This window comes from Asticcacaulis sp., assembly GCF_047605585.1.
Classification (GTDB): Bacteria; Pseudomonadota; Alphaproteobacteria; order Caulobacterales; family Caulobacteraceae; genus Asticcacaulis.
Genome location: NZ_JASGFK010000005.1, coordinates 190,291 through 208,812, shown reverse-complemented (window position 1 = coordinate 208,812; position 18,522 = coordinate 190,291). Strand labels below are relative to the sequence as shown.

At 60.8% G+C, this 18,522-nt stretch carries 18 protein-coding genes; 6 read left to right on the top strand and 12 right to left on the bottom strand.

Translation table 11 applies throughout. The features are described 5' to 3' along the window. Positions 1-37: 37 nt before the first annotated feature. Genes QM647_RS14185 through QM647_RS14175 form a run of 3 tightly spaced genes read right to left on the bottom strand, consistent with a single transcriptional unit; the run spans position 38 to position 2,513 of the window. The gene (locus QM647_RS14185) at positions 38-1,150 is read right to left on the bottom strand and encodes a hypothetical protein (protein ID WP_414996187.1); all 1,113 of its coding nucleotides are present in this window, start codon (positions 1,148-1,150) and stop codon (positions 38-40) included. Positions 1,151-1,182: 32 nt separating this feature from the next. Beyond that, the gene (locus tag QM647_RS14180; RefSeq protein ID WP_414996186.1) at positions 1,183-1,692 is read right to left on the bottom strand and encodes a hypothetical protein; all 510 of its coding nucleotides are present in this window, start codon (positions 1,690-1,692) and stop codon (positions 1,183-1,185) included. A 14-nt stretch (positions 1,693-1,706) separates the two neighbouring features. Next, positions 1,707-2,513: a hypothetical protein gene (locus QM647_RS14175; protein ID WP_414996185.1), complete on the bottom strand. Its 807-nt coding sequence runs from the start codon at positions 2,511-2,513 to the stop codon at positions 1,707-1,709. A gap of 532 nt (positions 2,514-3,045) precedes the next feature. On the opposite strand from QM647_RS14175, the gene QM647_RS14170 reads away from it, so the two are divergent. Then, positions 3,046-4,485, top strand: coding sequence for an ATP-binding protein (locus tag QM647_RS14170; protein ID WP_414996184.1), 1,440 nt, complete (start codon positions 3,046-3,048; stop codon positions 4,483-4,485). Positions 4,486-4,500: 15 nt separating this feature from the next. Here the strand turns inward: QM647_RS14170 and QM647_RS14165 are convergent, their stop codons facing one another. Beyond that, positions 4,501-5,481 carry a hypothetical protein gene (locus QM647_RS14165; protein WP_414996183.1) on the bottom strand — a complete coding sequence of 327 codons (981 nt, stop codon included), beginning with the start codon at positions 5,479-5,481 and terminating at the stop codon, positions 4,501-4,503. A gap of 233 nt (positions 5,482-5,714) precedes the next feature. Here QM647_RS14165 and cimA point away from each other — a divergent pair, with 233 nt between their 5' ends. Further along, on the top strand, positions 5,715-7,298 hold the full coding sequence (gene cimA / locus QM647_RS14160; protein WP_414996182.1) for a citramalate synthase: 1,584 nt from the start codon (positions 5,715-5,717) through the stop codon (positions 7,296-7,298). Here cimA and QM647_RS14155 read toward each other — a convergent pair. The 3 genes from QM647_RS14155 to QM647_RS14145 all read right to left on the bottom strand — a co-directional run bounded on the left by QM647_RS14155 (position 7,295) and on the right by QM647_RS14145 (position 10,033). After that, entirely contained in the window at positions 7,295-8,077 is a 783-nt protein-coding gene (locus QM647_RS14155; RefSeq protein WP_414996181.1) for a glycosyltransferase family 25 protein, read from the bottom strand. The genes cimA and QM647_RS14155 overlap by 4 nt on opposite strands. A 123-nt stretch (positions 8,078-8,200) precedes the next feature. Further along, the gene (locus QM647_RS14150; protein WP_414996180.1) at positions 8,201-8,989 is read right to left on the bottom strand and encodes an HpcH/HpaI aldolase/citrate lyase family protein; all 789 of its coding nucleotides are present in this window, start codon (positions 8,987-8,989) and stop codon (positions 8,201-8,203) included. Positions 8,990-8,998: 9 nt separating this feature from the next. After that, positions 8,999-10,033 (bottom strand): aldo/keto reductase, encoded by a 1,035-nt coding sequence (locus QM647_RS14145; RefSeq protein ID WP_414996179.1) that lies wholly within the window; start codon positions 10,031-10,033, stop codon positions 8,999-9,001. A 153-nt stretch (positions 10,034-10,186) separates the two neighbouring features. Here QM647_RS14145 and QM647_RS14140 point away from each other — a divergent pair, with 153 nt between their 5' ends. After that, complete coding sequence (locus tag QM647_RS14140; protein ID WP_414996178.1) at positions 10,187-10,939, top strand: Bax inhibitor-1/YccA family protein; 753 nt, start codon at positions 10,187-10,189, stop codon at positions 10,937-10,939. Between the two features lie 122 nt (positions 10,940-11,061). Next, entirely contained in the window at positions 11,062-11,907 is an 846-nt protein-coding gene (locus QM647_RS14135; RefSeq protein ID WP_414996177.1) for a hypothetical protein, read from the top strand. 4 nt (positions 11,908-11,911) lie between these two features. Here QM647_RS14135 and QM647_RS14130 read toward each other — a convergent pair whose 3' ends face one another. From QM647_RS14130 to acnA, 4 genes are all read right to left on the bottom strand, one after another. Next, positions 11,912-12,259: a DUF2794 domain-containing protein gene (locus QM647_RS14130; protein WP_414996176.1), complete on the bottom strand. Its 348-nt coding sequence runs from the start codon at positions 12,257-12,259 to the stop codon at positions 11,912-11,914. A gap of 432 nt (positions 12,260-12,691) precedes the next feature. Then, on the bottom strand, positions 12,692-13,318 hold the full coding sequence (locus QM647_RS14125) for a glutathione S-transferase family protein (RefSeq protein WP_414996175.1): 627 nt from the start codon (positions 13,316-13,318) through the stop codon (positions 12,692-12,694). 28 nt (positions 13,319-13,346) lie between these two features. Further along, positions 13,347-13,622 (bottom strand): hypothetical protein, encoded by a 276-nt coding sequence (locus QM647_RS14120; RefSeq protein ID WP_414996174.1) that lies wholly within the window; start codon positions 13,620-13,622, stop codon positions 13,347-13,349. 251 nt (positions 13,623-13,873) lie between these two features. Beyond that, positions 13,874-16,567 (bottom strand): aconitate hydratase AcnA, encoded by a 2,694-nt coding sequence (gene acnA, locus QM647_RS14115; RefSeq protein WP_414996173.1) that lies wholly within the window; start codon positions 16,565-16,567, stop codon positions 13,874-13,876. 204 nt (positions 16,568-16,771) lie between these two features. Here acnA and ccmA point away from each other — a divergent pair, with 204 nt between their 5' ends. Continuing rightward, on the top strand, positions 16,772-17,407 hold the full coding sequence (gene ccmA / locus QM647_RS14110) for a heme ABC exporter ATP-binding protein CcmA (RefSeq protein ID WP_414996172.1): 636 nt from the start codon (positions 16,772-16,774) through the stop codon (positions 17,405-17,407). A gap of 90 nt (positions 17,408-17,497) precedes the next feature. Then, the gene (gene ccmB / locus QM647_RS14105) at positions 17,498-18,166 is read left to right on the top strand and encodes a heme exporter protein CcmB (protein WP_414996171.1); all 669 of its coding nucleotides are present in this window, start codon (positions 17,498-17,500) and stop codon (positions 18,164-18,166) included. A gap of 11 nt (positions 18,167-18,177) precedes the next feature. Here ccmB and QM647_RS14100 read toward each other — a convergent pair whose 3' ends face one another. Further along, positions 18,178-18,480: a hypothetical protein gene (locus tag QM647_RS14100; RefSeq protein ID WP_414996170.1), complete on the bottom strand. Its 303-nt coding sequence runs from the start codon at positions 18,478-18,480 to the stop codon at positions 18,178-18,180. Positions 18,481-18,522 lie beyond the last annotated feature (42 nt).

The following is an 18,522-nucleotide window of genomic DNA, read 5'->3' as shown; positions in this document are numbered from 1 at the left end:
ACGCCGGGGCCGCGTGGCCAGGCCTTTCCGGTAACGCTTAGTTCAGGGTGACGCGGAAGCGCGCCGTGGTGGTCACGCCGGCGGCCAGCGTCGGGATATAGGCCGTGACATTGGTGCCATCGGCTGTGCCGCCCATGGTCGCACCGCTACCGGCGGCGCCGGTGTCGTTATAATGGGTGCCGTCGGCGAGGCAGAGCGTCGACACGACCGAACCGCCGACATAGAGCGAGTTCGCCACATAGGTGGTATTGGCCGGAATGGCGTCGGTGATGGTCAGGCCCGTCGCGGCATTCAGGCCGGTATTGGAGACCCTCAGGCAGTATTCAACCGTGGCGCCGGGGATCGCCTTGGGCGTTGTCGTCAGATTGACCGGATCGCTGATGATGGTGGCCGTTTTGGCGAAGGTGACGGTGGTCGAGGCGACCGCATAGGCATCCAGCGCGCTTTGCTTGCCGTCGTACGCAGCGTCGAGCGGGCCGGCGGTGGCGTCGGCGAAGACGATATCGACGGTCGCCGGATTATCGGCGCCGACTGTGGCGACCAGATCCGAACCCAGGGTGCCGGCGGTGCCGCCGGCCGCCGATATGGCGGTCAGACCGACACCGGCCGTGCCATTGGCCGCACCGCTGGCCGGGGCGTCTGCCACGATAAAGACCGTCTTGGACGTATCCGGCGCCAGTTCGTCAATATAGGTCGCCGTATCGGTCGCGGCCTCGTAGGTGCCATTGTTGTTGGCATCGACGAACACCCGGACATTGCTCATATCCATATTGTCGGTCAGGCCCAGCAGGGTGAGCGCCAGGGACAATTGCTGCGAGGCCACCAGACGGAAATCCTGGGTGGCGTTGGTCAGGTTGGTGACCTGGAAGGTGGTCACCTGATTGGTGGAGCCATAAGAGATCGTCGTCGTGGCGCCGCCCACTTCCGTAACCGACAGATTGACCTTGCGGTCGACCACGAAGGTGGCGGTGTTGGAGGTGACCGGGGTCTGGGTCGCGCCGCCGACCGAATAGTTGACGGTGGCGGTGTTGTTGATGTTGGTGCCGGCGACCGTGCCCGCCGCCTGCGCCGTGCCGCTCAGGGCGCCACTCAGGGCGAAGGCCGCGGCAACCGCCAGCGGGAAGGCCGGAATGAGATTACGCAGATGCATGGAGGGAACTGCCTTTCAGGACTTGAACGGGGTTAGTTGAGGGTCGCCTTGAAGGACACCGAGCCACGGGCGCCCGGCATCAGGTCGCCGGCCACCTGCCAGCGCAGGGCGGTGACGGTGCCTTCCGGCGTCTGCGGGGCGAAGTGGACGCCATCGACGGAAAGCTGCGGCGCCAGTGAGCCATCAGCGGATGCGCGATAGGCGATGCCTTGCGGCAGTGGATAGTTCAGCACCAGGTCTGACACCGGCTTCGAACCCGTATTGGTGTAGGTCAGGGTGTAGACCAGGCGGTCGCCCGGCGTCACCGCGCTGACATCCACGAGGTTGATCTTCGTGGTGCCGTCGGAGGCGGCGACCCGCATTTCCTTCATGACGGTCAGGTTGAGCGTCACCGGCGCGGCGGGGGCGGCCACGGCCTTGTTCGCGACCATGATCAGCAGGGCCATCAGAACAATGGCCGACAGAATGATGACGCAGGCAAAGCCAGCCAGCCAGCGCTGGCTCGAAGCGGAGATGGGATCCTTGGAGGCGGGTGTTTTCATGTTCAGGTCTCCTTTCAATTGATCCGCACCTGAAAGCGGACGGTATGGTTTGCGGCATTATCCGGATTGGTCATTGTGGCGGGCAGGGTGACGCTGATCACCTTGCGGGCGGTGTCGAAGGCGCCGTTATCGCTGTCGGCGATATCGGTCAGAGGGCTGCCGTCGAAGGTCAGGCTGCCGCTGACATAGGTCGTGCCGGCGGGGATGGCGTCGGTGATGACGCCGTCGCTCAGGCCGGCGCGGGCGGGAATGTGGGCGGTCAGGTCATAGGTGATCAGGCTGCCGGTGTTCGGCGCGGCGGCGCCCTGCGTATCGACGGACTGTGACTTGGTCAGGGTGACGGCATCGTCGCCCTGACCGTTCTCCAGGGCGATGGCGGCTGTGGCGTGCTGATGACGGATAACGGCGGCGGGATCGTCATTGGTCGAGGTCACGGTCAGGCCCATGGTGCCGCGCGTGGCGGAGAGGACCAGCACATCGGCCGAGGCGCCCGCGGCCAGCGGCAGGGCGGCGTCGCTGATACGGGCGTCACCCTCATCGAGGCGATGATTGTGATTGCTGTCGATCCACAGGGAATCGATGGCCCCCGAACGATCGGTAAAGGCGGCCGCCAGTTCATACTGGTCGACATCGCTGCCGGTATTCGTGATGCGGAAACTGTAGCTGTAGCCGCTCGCTTCGGACGGCAGGGTGTCGGTCTGGGCGGCGAGCGCGGTATTTTCCACGTCGATCAGCGCCACCAGGCTGGTGATCACCGTATTTGAGGGAGCATCATGCGCAACACCGGCCAGCGTATAAGAAACGTGCGCCGTATTTTCCACGTACAGGACGCGTTCTGCGGCATTTGCATTGGATGCATTGAGTAAAAATGCAATAAGGAATGCAAAATTGCACACAATAATTTGCACAAATTTCAAATTATGCCTGATTTTGCAAGCAATTCTGCTCGTATACATTTCACAAGTACTTATAATGTGGCGCTACACTGACCTGTCACGCTAAAATTTAATGCTTACCAATTCCTTTCCTGGTTGATCGCCTGATGGAAGTATTCAGGATAACTTTAAATTGCGGGTTGCGGCCTGTGGTTACAGTCGCGATTACGGCAAGTAATTGTTTCGTATGGTATTTAAAATTACCTGTCGCCGGCTTCGAAAATACGGTTGCGGTCCGTATCGCGTTTGAGCGCGGCCCCGGCGGTAGCGGGCGGTTTGACTTGTGCAACCATCTGGTGCAGAGTTTGGCGATTACGTAAGCCTGCAAAGGGGCTCTGGAAAGAGTGGCGGCATTTCCGAAGCGTCTGCAGAAGATGGGTTACCGTAATCACGATGACGCTAATTGGAATGACCGCTGATGTTCGTTGGAAGAACACGGGAACTGGCCAGCCTGAACGACCTGCTCGACAAGCCTGGGCCGAGCCTGATTGTCGTCACCGGACGCCGGAAAGTGGGCAAGACGCGCCTGATTCTGCAGGTATGCAAAAACCGGACTGTGGTATTTTTGCAAGCCTCGAACGAGACCTCCCGGCTCAATTTTCAGTCCTTCAAGCGCTCGTGCCTGGCGAATCTGGGGCCGGATCCGGCCATGGAGGCACAAAACGACTGGCTGGGCCTGCTGAGCGCCGTGGCGGTGAGCGCGCAGAAGCGGCCAGGCCTTATCATTATACTCGATAACTTCAGCGTCCTGTGCGACTCCGACGAGACCCTCCCCCTGACCATCCGCACCTTCTGGCAGTCGGGCGTGGCGGCGGCCTCCGATCTCAAGCTGGTCCTGGCCGGTTCGAACGTCACCAAGATGATCGACCTGACCCGAGGCACGCCGGCGCTCGCGCAACATGCCCTGGCGGGTTGCTCGCCGGAAGTCATGGATCTCGCCCCCTTGCCCCTGCACGAAGCGGTGCAGTTTTTCCCAGATTACAGCCACGAGGCCTGCATCGCCGCCTACGCCATTTTCGGCGGGCTTCCGGCCTATCTGCGTCTGCTCGATCCCAAGGCCGGGCTAAGCAACAATATTGTCAGGCTGCTTCTGTCCTCTGACGGTCACCTGGTAGATGAGCCGACCGACCTGCTGGGGCGTGACCTGCGGGATATCAAGGTCTATGCCAGCATCCTGCGCGCCATAGCCAATGGTTACCGGGAAAGCGGCGAGATCAAGAGCTTCATCATGGGCGCCCAGACCAGCATATCGATCAGTTCCTATCTGGAAAAGCTGCGCAATATGCGCCTGATCACCGATGTGCGCGCCATGGATGCCGATCCGAAGGCGCGCTATATCCGCTTCGCCATCTCCGATCCCCTGACGCGGTTCTGGAACCTGTTCGTGCAGCCGCATCGTCTGAGCATAGATCGCGGCCATGGCGCGCGGCTGTTCGACGAGACGATCCGGCATCAGCTCAACGATTACATGATGATGGGGTTCGAGGATGTCTGCCGCGACTATGTTCGGCTGCACAGCGCGGACCTGTTCGATTCACCGGCCCAGGTGGTCGGGCAGACCTGGGGCCAGGGCTATAACATCCCCATTGCCGGGCGGCTGATGGACCGCACGCCAGTTTTCGGCGCCTGTGCCTGGAGCACGCGCGCCGTGGGCGAGGCCGGTGCCGACTATCTGATGCAGCAGGTCCGTCATACTGATCATGCGCCGGAGAACCCGAACCCGCCGGGCGGCAAGGCGCCCCTGCCCAACTATGTCATGTTTTCGCGTCTGGGCTTTACGCCGGAAGTGGTGGAACGGGCCCGTCAATCGCCGCTGCTCAAGCTGGTCACGCCGGCGGATATTCTGCGCGCCGCCTGACTTTACGCTGCCAGATTATTTAATGCTGTAAGGCACGGTCACGGTCAGGGACGAACTGGCGGCCATGCTGCCCTGAAAGCGCAGGCGGATATCGGTGACGGCCGCTTTTGACGTATCGCTGGCCGTATCCGGCACATAGGTCCAGGTCGTGCCGTTGTCGGATGAAAAGTCGACATCGTCCGTTGTGCTGGAGGGCGAAACATAGTTGAGCGTCAGGCCGGTGGCCGTGGAGCCTTGCGTTACCTGGATCACCGAGCCCAGATTGGTGCCGTCGCCGTCTGGCGCGATCATCAGGCCCGAAGGAGTCGGCAGCCGGACGACCACTGTATTCGTGTCGAGCGCGACGATATCGGGATTGGAAACGACGGCCGCCAGTCGGCGCTTGCTGCCGGGAATCGATTTTGGATTGCTGGTATTGTTGATCGGGTCCCAGGTCACGGTCGAGGTCGAGACCACGACCGGCGGATTGGGCGTGACTGTCAGGTTGATGCGGATCTGGGTGGTGACCGGTGTCGTGCTCTTGTCGACCGTGCCGATGCAGGCGCCCGCCAGGTTGATAGTGCACAGATACCAGTCCCAGGTTACGCTGATCAGGTCGGTATAGGTATTGCCGGCCACTAGGCTGGTGCTGGTGGGCTTGATGTAGAAGGGCAGGTCGGCGGAGCTGCCGCCCAGAAGGCCCAGCAGGTTGAGCACATTGTTCTGCATATAGTCGATCGTGGCACCCTGCGTGATCGGATAGGTGCCGTTGGAATCGATCGAAGCGGTGTAGCTGATGCTGTCCGTGCCCGAGGCCGGCTTCAGCAGGAAATTGTTCTGGCTGGAAAAGGTTGCGCGAATATAGTTGTTGCTCAACAGGACCAGCACAGTGGTGGGGCAGTTGATGCCGGCGAGATTGGAAATGGCCGGCACCTTGCCCGCCTTGACGGCGGCGGGCGAATAAGGCCCCACCGTATTGGTGCGGGAGGCCGTGGTCGTGCAGGCAAGGGCGGGCATGGCGCTCAAACCCGCAAGCATAACAGACAGGCAGATAAGACGGGTACGAATGCGGGGCACTATATGGGTCTCGGTCCGGAAAGCGGTCTTGCAATTCTAGGTCGCATATCCTGCCGAAGTGTAAATTTTTCAGGTTCCCGCAAACCGGCGTTCGTAATTATCCGCGGCCGGACCGTTACATTCGTGACGGCTTATTCGGTTGACCTGCCTTATCCCCATTCTGTAGATGGGGCATGGCTGAACGTATCTATCTTTATGACTCCACGCTGCGCGACGGTGCGCAGGCGCAAGGCATTGATTTTTCTGTCGCGGACAAGCAGGCGATTGCGGCGGCGCTCGACGCGTTCGGCATTGACTATATCGAAGGCGGCTGGCCCGGCGCCAACCCGACGGACGATGCCTTTTTCGGCGCCCTGCCAAAGACGAAGACGGCCAAGGTTTCCGCTTTCGGCATGACCCGCCGCGCCGGCCGCTCGGCGTCCAACGATCCCGGTTTGCAGGACCTGCTGGCGGTCAATACGCCCACCGTCTGCCTGGTCGGCAAGACCTGGGACTGGCAGGTCGAAACCGCGCTCAAGGTTTCCACGTCTGAGAACCTGCGCATGATCAGCGACAGCCTGGCCCATATCCGCGCCAATGGCCGCGAAGCCGTGTTCGACGCCGAGCATTTCTTCGATGGCTACAAGGCCAATCCGGCCTATGCCATCGAAGCGCTGAAGGCCGCCTTTGATGCCGGCGCCAACTGGCTGGTGCTGTGCGATACCAATGGCGGCTCCATGCCCTCCGAAGTCTATCGCATCGTCAGTGCCGTCAAAGCCGCCTTGCCGGACGCCAATCTCGGCATCCACTGCCATAACGACACCGAACAGGCCGTGGCCAATTCGCTGGCCGCCGTCGAGGCCGGGGTGCGCCAGGTGCAGGGCTGCATCAACGGCATCGGTGAGCGCTGCGGCAATGCCAACCTGATCGCCATCATCCCCACCCTGATGCTCAAGATGGGCTTTGACACCGGCCTTTCGGCGGAGCAGCTGACCCATATCGGCGAACTGTCGCGCCTGGTCGATGACCGGCTGAACCGCGCTCCAAATCGCCATGCCGCCTATGTTGGCGCGTCCGCCTTCGCTCACAAGGGCGGACTGCACGTCAGTGCCATGAACAAGGACAGCCGCTCCTACGAGCATATCGATCCGGCCCTGGTTGGCAATTCGCGCCTGATCCTGGTGTCGGACAAGGCCGGCCGCGCCAATATCGTCAACCGCCTGCACCAGATGGGGATCGAAGTCTCCGACGATGACGACCACATCGGCGCGCTGGTCACGGCCGTAAAGGAACGTGAAGCGCTGGGCTATGCCTATGAGGACGCCAGCGCCAGCTTCGAGCTGATGGCGCGCGAACGCCTGGGCCAGCTGCCGCACTATTACGAACTGCAAAGCTATCGCGCGCTCAACGAATACCGGCAGGACGCAAAAGGCCGGGCTTTTGATGTTGCTGAAGCCACTGTGAAGCTGGTGGTCAAGGGCGAGCAGGTGATGAGCGTGGCCGAGGGCAATGGGCCGGTCAATGCGCTCGATGCCGCCCTGCGCAAGGCCCTGACGCCGCACTATCCGCAACTGAACGCCATGCACCTGAACGATTACAAGGTGCGTATCCTGACCCCATCCGACGCCACAGCGGCGCTGACCCGCGTCATGATCGAAAGCCGTGACGATCAGGGCCGCACCTGGAATACGCTGGGCGTCAGCCACAACGTGATCGACGCATCCTACAATGCGCTGTACGACGCCATCACCTATCACCTGCTGAAGGCGGGCGTTTAGGCTCGCTTCTGATTCAATCGGGCGGCGATATGCCGACGCTTGAGAAGAAAGGCCATGTTGGCCAGTTCCTTGACGGCCTTTTCCGTGACCTTGAACAGGAAGCGCTCCACGGCCTTGGTTTCCCGGTCGGCCATGCGCTGTATGCGGTCGTTGAAGATATTTGACGGCGCCGATTTTTCCACGACGGGAAACGGATAGACGGCATAGATTTCAAGACCGTTCGCCCAGAAGCGGCTCATTTCGTCGTCGATCGGCAAGGTAATGGCCTTCAGCGACTGCAGGAACCGCCGCGCGCCCGTTTTATTGATCAGATAGGCCTGGGTGCCGTAGGGATCCGACGTATAGCGAATAAGCTGCCGCTCGCCCCAGGCATGAACCACGCGCGCTTTTTTGAGCCGTTTGGCATAGAGCCGGATATAGTTGAGGTTCGCCTTTTCCGCGAGCGCAATCGTGTCCTGATAATCGAACAGCGTATCGACCCAGACATCGTCCTCCAGAACCAGAAGCCAGTCGCTTTCGGCGTTGGAAACAAACTCCTGAATGACCGCGACATGGCTTTTGAAGCAACCTATTTCGCCCGGACCAAGTTTGCGGCCGTAGTGGATAAGTTGTTTGGACGGTTCAGACGGATATTCGAAGGGCGCATCGCTTTTCAGCGCCTTGAAAAAGCCCCAGTTGCCATCGTTAAAATCTTTAAGATTGTCCTCTACAGCCTTCCGGCGAGTAGTATCACTTTCCAGATTGATGACTCTGACCGTTAGATTGCTACGGGTTTTCACTAAACTCTCACTAAGGGGTATGCAAAAACGACTTACCGGGCGGAATCACTATCATCCTTCGTATAATCATACATTAAAAACTTCCGAAACCTTATAAAAATATGATTTCAGCTCGGTAAAACACTATTCAGGCGTAATAATGCGCTTTGCCTGTTCCAGATGCAGACGCTCGACCATCTCGCCATTCACCGATACCACACCCGCCGCGCTGTCCTCGAAAGCAGCGATTACGGCCGTGGCCCAGGCGATCTCGGCCACCGAGGGTGAAAAGGCCGCTTCGCACGCCGCGATTTGGGCCGGATGGATCAGGGTCTTGCCGTCGAAGCCCAGATCGCGGCCCTGTTTGCATTCAGCTGCAAACCCGGACTCGTCCCTGAAGGCGTTATAGACGCCATCCAGCACGATCAGGTCGTTGGCGCGGGCATGAAGCACGATCTGCGACAGGGCGAACAGGATATCGGCGCGGTCCGCTATCGGCCGGGTGCGCAGATCCTTGCGCAGGTCGTTCGGTCCGGCGATCAGGCCCTTTACGCCGGCCGTCGCGATTTCGCCCAGATTGACCACGCCCTGTGCCGTCTCGATCATCGCCCACAGCGGCATATTCGGCCAGACATGCGCCACGCCGCTGATATCGGCGACACCGTTCACCTTGGGAATGACCAGCCCGTCTATGGCTGCGCCCGCCAGCGCTTTGTGAATAGCATTGAGATACTGCGGATGAATACGCACCAGCACCGCCTTCGCTGTAAACCGGCCAGCCAGTGTCTCCGCCAGCCGCACCAGGGCCTCATCACGCTCGGTCTCGCCCACGGCATCTTCCAGATCGAAGATCAGCGCATCGCAGGCGAGTGTCGCCGCCTTGGCCATGGCTTTCGGATTGGCGCAGGGAATGAAAAGAGCAGAGCGCATCATATCAGGACCTCACGGACAGGGATTGGGATGGCTGAGGTGCAGTTTGAGCACGGCCTTGTCGATCTCCGGTGTCCATTCGGTATCGAAGGCGTCGATATCGCTGATCAGCTGCGGCATCGTACTGGCCCCGATGATGGTCGAGGTGACGAACGGCCGCTGATCGACGAATTTGAGCGCCAGTTGCTCAGGCGTCAGGCCCAGATCGGCGGCCAGATCGACATATTTATCGATCATTTCGATCCCGCCGGGGCCTTCATAGCGCCACAGGCGCTGATAGAGGGTCTTGCGTGCGCCTTCGGGCAGGGCGCCATTGCGATACTTGCCGGTCAGATAGCCCTGCGCCAGCGACGAATAGGCCAGCAGGCCAACCTCTTCGCGCAAACTCACTTCGGCCAGCCCGTAATCGAAGGCGCGCGACACCAGCGAATAGGCGTTCTGGATCGAGGCGATACGCGGCAGGCCATGCTTTTCGGATTCGGCGAGGAACTTCATTACGCCATAGGGACTCTCGTTCGACACGCCGATATGGCGGATACGGCCGGCCTTTACGTGGCGGTCAAGCGTTTCCAGTATGGCATGGAAGCTCTCGTAATCGCCATCGTAATCGGCATAGTGATGGAAACCGAAGGCGACATAGCGGCGATCGGGCCAATGGAGCTGGTAGAGGTCGATATAGTCGGTCTGCAGGCGCTCAAGCGAGGCTTCAATGGCGGCATCGAGATGTTCGCGGGTATGGCGCGGGCCATTGCGGATCCAGGTCATCTGGTCGTTGCGGCCGGCGGCCTTGGTGGCCAGGATAATATCCTGCCGGTTGCCGCGCGCCTGGAGCCATTCGCCGATGATCCGCTCGGTGGCGCCTTGCGTTTCCGGCTGCGGCGGGATGGCATAGGCTTCGGCGGTATCGAAGAAATTGATGCCGCGGGTCAGGGCATAGTCCATCTGCGCCCAGGCATCGGCCTGCGATACCTGGCTACCATACATCATGGTGCCGAGGCAAACACGGGAGACATCAAGACCCGTGCGTCCGAGGGGAGAATATTTCATGCTGGTTTGGCCTGAATTTGCTTAGAAAATCAAAGTCCCGACAGGGAATAGAAAGCCCCTTGTCAGGAAAGCGCCACAGTCCCATATTATCACAAGAATGCCTTGGCAAGACTTGGCCAGCGGCATCAGACATTTAACAGGGGTTTCAAACCTATGAACGACATGGACACACGCTATATTGCCATGCCCACCGCAGAAGAACAGGCCAAGGATATGGGCCTGCGCAACTTCCTGCTTGGTATTTATCAGAAAATGGCGCTGGGGCTCGTAGTCACCGGCGGCATGGCGTGGGCCGTCGCCAATTCGCCCTTCCTGATCCGGCTTTTGTATAACTTCACCGCTGACGGCCGCGTCACCGGCTATACCCTGCTGGGCTGGGTCTTCGCCTTCGCGCCGCTGGCCCTGAGCTTTATCTCCGGCCGCTTCATGAATGGCCTCAATGCCGCGGTCTCGGGCGCCTTCTACTGGGTGTTCGTCGCGATCATGGGCGTGTCGCTGTCGTCGATCTTCCTGCTCTATACCGGCATCTCGATCGCCACCATCTTCTTCGTCACGGCCGCCACCTTTGGCGTGGTCAGCCTGATCGGCTATACCACCAAGGTCAATATGTCCGGCTGGGGCGGCTTCTTCTCGGCCTCGGTCCTGGGCCTGATCATCGCTGGTGTCGTCAATGCCTTTATCCTGAAGAGCAGCATCATGATGATGGCCATGTCGGGTATTGGCGTCGTCCTGTTCTCGGCCTTGATCGCCTACCAGACCCAGTCACTGAAGTCGCTGTATTATGCGGCGGGCCAGGCCTCGGCCAATCACCGCGCCGCCCTCACCTATATCGGCGCCATCGGCCTGTATGTCAGCTTCATCAACCTGTTCCTCAGCCTGCTGAACCTGTTCGGCGGCCGTCGCTAAGGCCTGATACATCTGAACTGAAAAGCCCTCCGGAAGCGATTCCGGAGGGCTTTTTCATATCTGGACAGTCAGCTATTCTGACACCATGATACCGCCAGCATTTGCAACATCCGGGGGATATGATGAAGGTAGCAACGATACTTACGGCCGGGCTGGCCATGGCGACCCTGCTGGCCGGCGGAATGGCGCGGGCCGAAGCGCCAGCTGTTATTCCGCTGTCACCCTATCTCGGCGTCATCTGGTCCTTCCAGGCCGAGGTCAAGGGCAAGCCGGAGACCTTTCTGCTCGATACCGCCGGCGGCATTACGGTGATCACCCCGGCCACAGCAACGGAGATGGGTTGCGAACCCTGGGGGCAGATGACCGGCTTCCGTATGCGTGGTGACCGCATGGACCTGAAACGTTGTGACGACCTGACCTTTGGTGCAGCTGGCGAAACATTGAAAACACCGACCGCCGGCGTGTGGGATTTCGCCAATGTCCTGCCCAAGGACGCGCCGCCGCTGGCCGGCTCGATCGCGCTCGACAGCTTTGCCGGAAAGGTCGTGACACTGGATCTGGGGCACAGCCAGCTGGTGATCGAAACGCCGGAAAGCCTGAAGGCACGTATCGCGGGTGCCCGTGAGGTGACGGTCCGTCTCAACCGCGAAATGGCCGGCCTGTCCCTGACGCCTTTTGTCGCCGTGAAAACCACGAAGGGCAATGTCTGGTTGGAACTGGATTCCGGCAGCGATGCGCCGGTCGTGGTCGGCAGCCATAACGCCGAACTGCTGGGCCTCAGCGCGGACAGCCCGCAGCCGCAGAGCCTGCAAGCGGACATCGACGGCGGCGTGCCGCTGAAGACGGAGGCCGCACGCACCATGCCCCTGATCATTGACGGCAATATCGGCGCACCGGTTCTGGCGCAGTGGGTCGTGACGCTCGATCTGGCGAATGCACGGGCCTGGATCGTCCCGGCGAAGCCGTAATGGCCTACAAAACGTCGAACTTGCGCTTGTCGAGTACAGCCAGCACCGGTCCCAGTTCGCGGCCGCGCTTGAGGATCATGCCCGCCTGGTTGAAGACTGCAAAGGCGCCCTGCTTGCGGGCCAGGGAGGGGCGCTTTTCGATGCGATAGAGCGGCGCCTCATTGGAGCGGCGAAAAATATTGAAGGCCACGGCATCGGTGAGTTGATCAATGGCATAGTCCCGCCATTCGCCGGAAGCCACATGCTGCCCGTAAAGCCGCAGGATCAGTTCCAGTTCCCGCCGCTCGAAAAAGATCGGGCCCTTAAGGGGTTGCGAAGCGCCAAAAGCGCTGCTGGCGTCCTGAATACTCATAAGCCCAAGAATCCGCAGAAAAGTCTGGAGTAAAATCCAACCCGATTACGCCTGATGCGCCTGAATCGCGCAAGTAAATTTATCGTCCGAAGGGGGCATCGTCTTTATGGTCTGGTTATGAAATGGTCGCGATATGACCTTATTTTGGCCCTTCCATAGCCCGGTTCGGCCGCGATTATGTATTTGTCAGCCAAGGCGATCTGCTCGGGTTCCCCCCTGAACAGCCCCCCCAGCCCCCGGAACTCAAGTGGTCCCTTGGTTGACAGACATTTCTTCTTCCCCGAGATCAATCTGCGCCGTTGCGATCCTCCTTCGCGGCGGCGTTTTTTTTGCTTTATACCGCTCAAACGCCGCGAGACTCCTCGCACACGCTCGGGCGGGCGCTTGCCCTTGCCAAATGCCGCTGGAATTTGGAGACCTGTTAGCGGGGTATTATTCCGCCCAAAGACCGACCTTGGCCTTGGGCATGGCGGAAAAGAAAGGCAGGGCCTCCACCTGGGCCAGCCAGCCGCTGACATTGCCGAACGCTTTCAGATCCACCCCGCCTTCGGGCGCATGGGCGACATAGGCATAGCAGGCCAGATCCGCGAGGGTGACGGTTTCGCCCACCAGCCAGGCGCGGCCTTCCAGATGTTCATTCATCACATGCAGGAAGTCATGGGCGATGGCATGGGCGGAATCGATATCGGCCGGTGCATTAAAAAGATTGATGCGCCGGGCGGCGGCGATGCCATAGGCGATCGGTCCGGAGGTCTTGCCCAGCCAGGCCATGATCTGTCCGAACTGCGCCGGATCGCGCGGCAGCAGTTTTCCGTCATCGTAGCGCAGGGCGAGATAGGTCATGATGCCGATGGAATCCCAGATGACCGTGCCGTTATCGTCGATCACCGGCACCTGGCCGAAGGGGTTCATCTGCAGGAAGGCCTCGGACTTCTGCTCCTTCTCGCGCAAATTGACCTCGATCAGTTCAAACGGCAGGTCGAGCGCACGTAAAATCAGCAGTACGCGGTGGGCGTTGCCGGAGAGGTGCATGGAGTAGAATTTGATCGGCTGGGACATGGCATGCACCTCTTGTGAATGCCGCGGATTATACACCCTGATGCAGAGAAAGCGCGAGGCGCATCCCGCCATCGGCGATAACAAATACGGCAGGGCCGATCATGGCAATGGCCAGGAAGCGCCAGCCGCCACCTCTGCGCAGCGTATAGATGCCGCAGACGATGGCGATGACCGCAAAGATCAGGCTCTGCACCACGAAGGATTGCGCTGCCGCCGGCACGGCCGTGACCAGGTTCAGGATCACGGCATAGATCGCAGCCGCCAGTCCGGCGAGGGCGATGAGGAGGGGAAGGCGGTTTTGCATAGTCAAGTTTTAGGGGCGGGAAGGGAAGAAAGCAAGAAACCCCACCACCGCATCTAGCCGCTTCGCGGCGTCGTGCGGTCCCATGGCTTGCGAAAGCTATACTTTCGCTTGCGCCAAACCCCAAACAAGTTGGGGAGGTACAAGGGGCCGCCTGCACTGTCGAGTTATGGGTGCAGGGTCCGTGAGCCTGCAAAGAAAAAGCCCTCCGACCTGATGGCCGGAGGGCTTTTTCTTTTTAACGGATACCGAACCTACTCAGCCGCGACGCCGCGGGCCAGGTTACGCAGGACGTACGGCATGACGCCGCCGTTCTTGTAGTATTCCAGCTCGGTCGGCGTATCGATGCGGCAGCGGACCGGGAAGCGGGCCACCTTGCCGTCCGAAGCGCGGAACAGTTCGACGATCAGTTCCTGACGCGGCTGAACGCTTTCCAGGCCGCGGATGGTGACGATTTCCTCGCCGGTCAGACCGAGCTTGGCCCAGCCGTCAACCTTGAACTGGAGCGGCAGGACGCCCATGCCGACCAGGTTCGAGCGGTGGATACGCTCGAAGCTTTCGGCGATGACGGCGCGGACGCCGAGCAGCTTGGTGCCCTTGGCGGCCCAGTCACGCGACGAGCCGGTGCCGTATTCCTTGCCGGCGAAGACGACCAGGTTGCGGCCTTCTGACTGGTAACGCATGGCGGCGTCGTAGATCGGCATGACATCGCCCGACGGGAAGTGCTTGGTCACGCCGCCTTCGATTTCCGGGGTCATCTTGTTACGGATGCGGATGTTGGCGAAGGTGCCGCGCATCATGACTTCGTGGTTGCCGCGGCGGGCGCCGTAACCGTTGAATTCCGAGACGGGCACGCCACGGTCGATCAGGTACTTGCCGGCGGGAGACGCGGCCTTGAAGGAACCGGCGGGCGAGATGTGGTCGGTGGTGATCGAGTCACCGAAGACGCCGAGCACGCGGGCTTCCACGATGTCGGTCACCTTGTCCGGCGTCATGGTCATGCCGTCGAAGTAAGGCGGGTTGGCGACGTAGGTCGAGGCCTCGTCCCAGCCATAGGTCTGGCCGCCGGCGACCGGGATGGCCTGCCAGTGCTTGTCGCCCTTGAAGACGTCGGAATAGCGGCTGGCGAACATGGCGTTGGTGACGTGCTTGCGCTGCATGTCGGTGACTTCCTGCGTCGTCGGCCAGATGTCCTTCAGGTAGACGTCCTGACCGTCCGAACCGGTGCCGATCACGTCCTTGGTCAGGTCGATGTTCAGTGAGCCGGCGATGGCATAGGCCACGACCAGCGGCGGCGAGGCCAGATAGTTGGCGCGGACGTCGGGGTTGACGCGGCCTTCGAAGTTACGGTTGCCGGAGAGCACCGAGGCGGCGACCAGATCGCCGGCATTGACGGCGGCCGAGATGGCTTCCGGCAGCGGGCCCGAGTTGCCGATACAGGTAGTGCAGCCGTAACCGACGAGGTTGAAGCCCATGGCGTCGAGATCTTCGGTCAGGCCGGCCGAGTTCAGGTAGTCGGTGACGACCTGCGAACCGGGGGCGAGCGAGGTCTTGACCCACGGCTTGACCTTCAGGCCCAGGGCGCGCGCCTTGCGGGCCACGAGGCCGGCGGCGATCAGGACCGAGGGGTTCGAAGTATTGGTGCAGGAGGTGATGGCGGCGATCACCACGTCGCCATGGCCGACGGTGAAGTCGGAGCCTTCGACCGGCACGCGCTTGGCTTCGTCGCCGGCCTTGCCGAATTCGCCCTGCAGGGCCGAGGTGAAGGCGGTGGCGGCGTCGGAGAGCAGAACGCGGTCCTGCGGGCGCTTCGGACCGGCCAGCGAGGGCAGGACCGAGTCAAGGGCCAGTTCCAGGGTGTCGGTGAAGACAGGCTCAACCGACGGATCGAGCCACAGGCCCTGCGCCTTGGCATAGGCTTCGACGAGAGCGACGCGCTCAGGCGTGCGGCCGGTTTCGGCCAGGTAGTTGATGGTCGGTTGCGAGACCGGGAAGAAGCCGCAGGTGGCGCCGTATTCCGGGGCCATGTTGGCGATGGTCGCCTGATCTTCCAGGGTCAGGTTGACGAGGCCGTCGCCGTAATATTCGACGAACTTGCCGACGACGCCCTTCTTGCGCAGCATCTGCGTGACGGTCAGCACCAGGTCGGTGGCGGTGGCGCCTTCGGGCAGCTTGCCGGTCAGCTTGAAGCCGATGACTTCCGGGATCAGCATGGGGATCGGCTGGCCGAGCATGGCGGCTTCGGCCTCGATGCCGCCGACGCCCCAGCCGAGGACCGACAGGCCGTTGATCATGGTGGTGTGCGAGTCGGTGCCGACCACGGTATCCGGATAAGCCACTTCGCCGCCATCGGCGACATTGGTCCAGACGGTCTGGGCCAGGTATTCCAGGTTGACCTGGTGGCAGATGCCGGTGCCGGGAGGCACGACGCGGAAGTTGTTGAAGGCCGAGGAGCCCCAGCGCAGGAAGTTGTAGCGCTCGATATTGCGCTCATATTCGCGGTCGACGTTCTGCGTGAAGGAGGTGGCTTGCCCGAAATAATCGACCATGACCGAGTGGTCGATCACGAGGTCAACCGGGTTCAGCGGATTAATCTTCGCCGGATCGGCGCCGAGCTTGACCATGGCGTCGCGCATGGCGGCGAGGTCGACAACGGCCGGAACGCCGGTGAAGTCCTGCATCAGCACGCGGGCCGGACGGAAGGAGATTTCGTGTTCGACAGCGCCCTTGTTCTTGACCCAGGCGGCCATGGCGCGGATGTCGTCAGCCTTGACGGTGTCGCCGTCTTCGTTGCGGAGGAGATTTTCCAGCAGGACCTTCAGCGAGGCCGGGAGGAGGGAGGCGCCTTCGAGGCCGTTGGCTTCGGCGGCTTTCAGATCGTAGTAGGTGTAGGTTTTGTCGCCGACCTTGAGTTCGGCTTTTGACTTGAACGAGTCAACAGAAGACATTTACGCAGTGTCCTTTTCAGGTTAGCCCGCCCAGTCGCCACGATGGCAGCTGTGAATTCAAGAACGCGCGTTGGATGAGGGACGCACAGGGTCCGGACATTGCGCTGCAATACCTTGAAGGCGGAGCATCTGCCTTCTAAACTTTCTATTTGTTTTCGTCTATGCCAGAACCAAGTAAGCCTTGGTGCGAAAAGGGTTATTTTTATGGGGTTGAATCTGAAGGTCGAAGGTCTGACCCTGAAGAAGGGATACAACCTTTTGATTCACAACCTGAATTTTGAAATAAAACCCGGCGAGGCGATTAGCCTGACGGGCGAAAATGGTGTCGGAAAAACGACTCTTTTGCGCACCCTCGCGGGCTTTTTTATGCCCCATGCGGGCACGATTTCTGCGCATGAGAATGATGTGCAGTTTGAGCCGGAAATCTGGCATGGCAGCATGATCCATTTCCTCGGCCACCAGGACGCTTTGAGCCCGTCGCGGACGGTGGCGCAGGAGCTGAAATTCCAGGCGAATTTTCTGGGGGGAGATGTTGCCGGGATTGAACAACTGAACCTTTCGCCGCTGCTTGATCTGGAAACGCGCTACCTCTCGGCGGGGCAAAAGCGCCGGCTGTCGTTCGCGCGTCTGCTGATGGTGAAACGGCCGCTGTGGCTGCTCGATGAACCGATGGCGCCGCTGGATGTGGGTCACCGCGCCCTGCTGGCGGGGATCATTCAAAAGCATCTGTCCGAAGGCGGAATGATCATCGCGGCGGTGCATGATCCGCTGCCGTTCGAAACGCGCAGCCTGAAGCTCGAACGCCCGACAGCGAAAGAACGTGAGGCGGCGAGTGTTTGAGGTGGCCGTAGATATGATCTTCGCCCCCTCCGTCACGCCGCTAAAGCGCCGTGCCACCTTCCCCGTAAACAGGGGGGGCGGAAATTGAGGATGATCCGCGCGTCCATCGCCCTTATCCGCCGCGACCTCGGCCTGTCGCTGACCCGCGGCGGCGGGCCGCTGCTGGCCGTCGGCTTCTACCTGACTCTGATGGCGATGATCCCCTTAAGTCTCGGACCCGATCAGGCCGTTCTGTCCCGCATCGCCGCCGGCCTGACCTGGCTGTGCCTGGCGCTCTCCAGCCTGCTGTCTCTGGAACGCCTGTTCGAGCGCGATTACGAGGACGCGGTGTTCGATACCCTGCGTCTTGGACCCCTGCCGCTCGAACTGATTGCCCTGCTGAAATGTCTGGCGCAATGGCTCGGCACCGGCGTGATCCTGTCGCTGATGACCCCCATCGTGATGATCATACTGGGCGCGCCGGTATCGCTGGCCCTGATGGGACTGCTCTCGGCCCTGCTTGGCTCCTTAAGCTTCGCTCTGATCGGCGGGATTGGCGCCTCTCTGGCCTTGGGGTCGCGGAAGGGCGGGGTACTGATGGCGCTGCTGGTCCTGCCGTTCTATGTGCCGCCGGTGATCTTCGGCGCCGGCCTGATGCAGGCCGTGCAGACCGGCGCATCGCCTGCTCAGGCCCTGGCATTCCTGGCGGCCTATGCGCTGTTTGCTTTGGCTCTGGGGCCGATTGCCATGGGGGCGGCGCTAAGAAGCGCCCTGAACTAGAAAAGCGCTAATCACCAAGGCAGGTAGCGCGTGGCCTTGATATGGTGTTCGCGATAGACGATGCGGCGGGCATTGGCGTGGCCGAACCAGTAACGCGCGGGGATGCTCAGGCCCAGCATCAGCAGGATCGACAGCTGGATGATCAGGTGGGCATAGATGGCATTTTCCACCATGCGGTCGATGGCGATGCAGAAGCCGGTCATGACAATGGCGGCCACCCAGGAAAGCCAGCGGCAATCCCTGCGCACATCGAAATAATACACGGCGAAGGTCAGGCCGAAGATCATGGCCAGCAGAAAATACCCGAACAACATGCACGCGCTCCCAGCGTTTCATGACAGTTTAGCAAACAACTC

What these genes read in the sequence shown, in the direction of transcription:
- ccmA (WP_414996172.1), top strand. Translation starts at nt 16,772, where the DNA reads ATGGGGTTGAATCTGAAGGTCGAAGGTCTGACCCTGAAGAAGGGATAC.
- QM647_RS14165 (WP_414996183.1), bottom strand. Translation starts at nt 5,481, where the DNA reads ATGCCCGCCCTTGCCTGCACGACCACGGCCTCCCGCACCAATACGGTG.
- QM647_RS14140 (WP_414996178.1), top strand. Translation starts at nt 10,187, where the DNA reads ATGAACGACATGGACACACGCTATATTGCCATGCCCACCGCAGAAGAA.
- QM647_RS14170 (WP_414996184.1), top strand. Translation starts at nt 3,046, where the DNA reads ATGTTCGTTGGAAGAACACGGGAACTGGCCAGCCTGAACGACCTGCTC.
- QM647_RS14130 (WP_414996176.1), bottom strand. Translation starts at nt 12,259, where the DNA reads ATGAGTATTCAGGACGCCAGCAGCGCTTTTGGCGCTTCGCAACCCCTT.
- QM647_RS14135 (WP_414996177.1), top strand. Translation starts at nt 11,062, where the DNA reads ATGAAGGTAGCAACGATACTTACGGCCGGGCTGGCCATGGCGACCCTG.
- acnA (WP_414996173.1), bottom strand. Translation starts at nt 16,567, where the DNA reads ATGTCTTCTGTTGACTCGTTCAAGTCAAAAGCCGAACTCAAGGTCGGC.
- cimA (WP_414996182.1), top strand. Translation starts at nt 5,715, where the DNA reads ATGGCTGAACGTATCTATCTTTATGACTCCACGCTGCGCGACGGTGCG.
- QM647_RS14125 (WP_414996175.1), bottom strand. Translation starts at nt 13,318, where the DNA reads ATGTCCCAGCCGATCAAATTCTACTCCATGCACCTCTCCGGCAACGCC.
- QM647_RS14150 (WP_414996180.1), bottom strand. Translation starts at nt 8,989, where the DNA reads ATGATGCGCTCTGCTCTTTTCATTCCCTGCGCCAATCCGAAAGCCATG.
- QM647_RS14145 (WP_414996179.1), bottom strand. Translation starts at nt 10,033, where the DNA reads ATGAAATATTCTCCCCTCGGACGCACGGGTCTTGATGTCTCCCGTGTT.
- QM647_RS14180 (WP_414996186.1), bottom strand. Translation starts at nt 1,692, where the DNA reads ATGAAAACACCCGCCTCCAAGGATCCCATCTCCGCTTCGAGCCAGCGC.
- QM647_RS14185 (WP_414996187.1), bottom strand. Translation starts at nt 1,150, where the DNA reads ATGCATCTGCGTAATCTCATTCCGGCCTTCCCGCTGGCGGTTGCCGCG.
- ccmB (WP_414996171.1), top strand. Translation starts at nt 17,498, where the DNA reads ATGATCCGCGCGTCCATCGCCCTTATCCGCCGCGACCTCGGCCTGTCG.
- QM647_RS14120 (WP_414996174.1), bottom strand. Translation starts at nt 13,622, where the DNA reads ATGCAAAACCGCCTTCCCCTCCTCATCGCCCTCGCCGGACTGGCGGCT.
- QM647_RS14100 (WP_414996170.1), bottom strand. Translation starts at nt 18,480, where the DNA reads ATGTTGTTCGGGTATTTTCTGCTGGCCATGATCTTCGGCCTGACCTTC.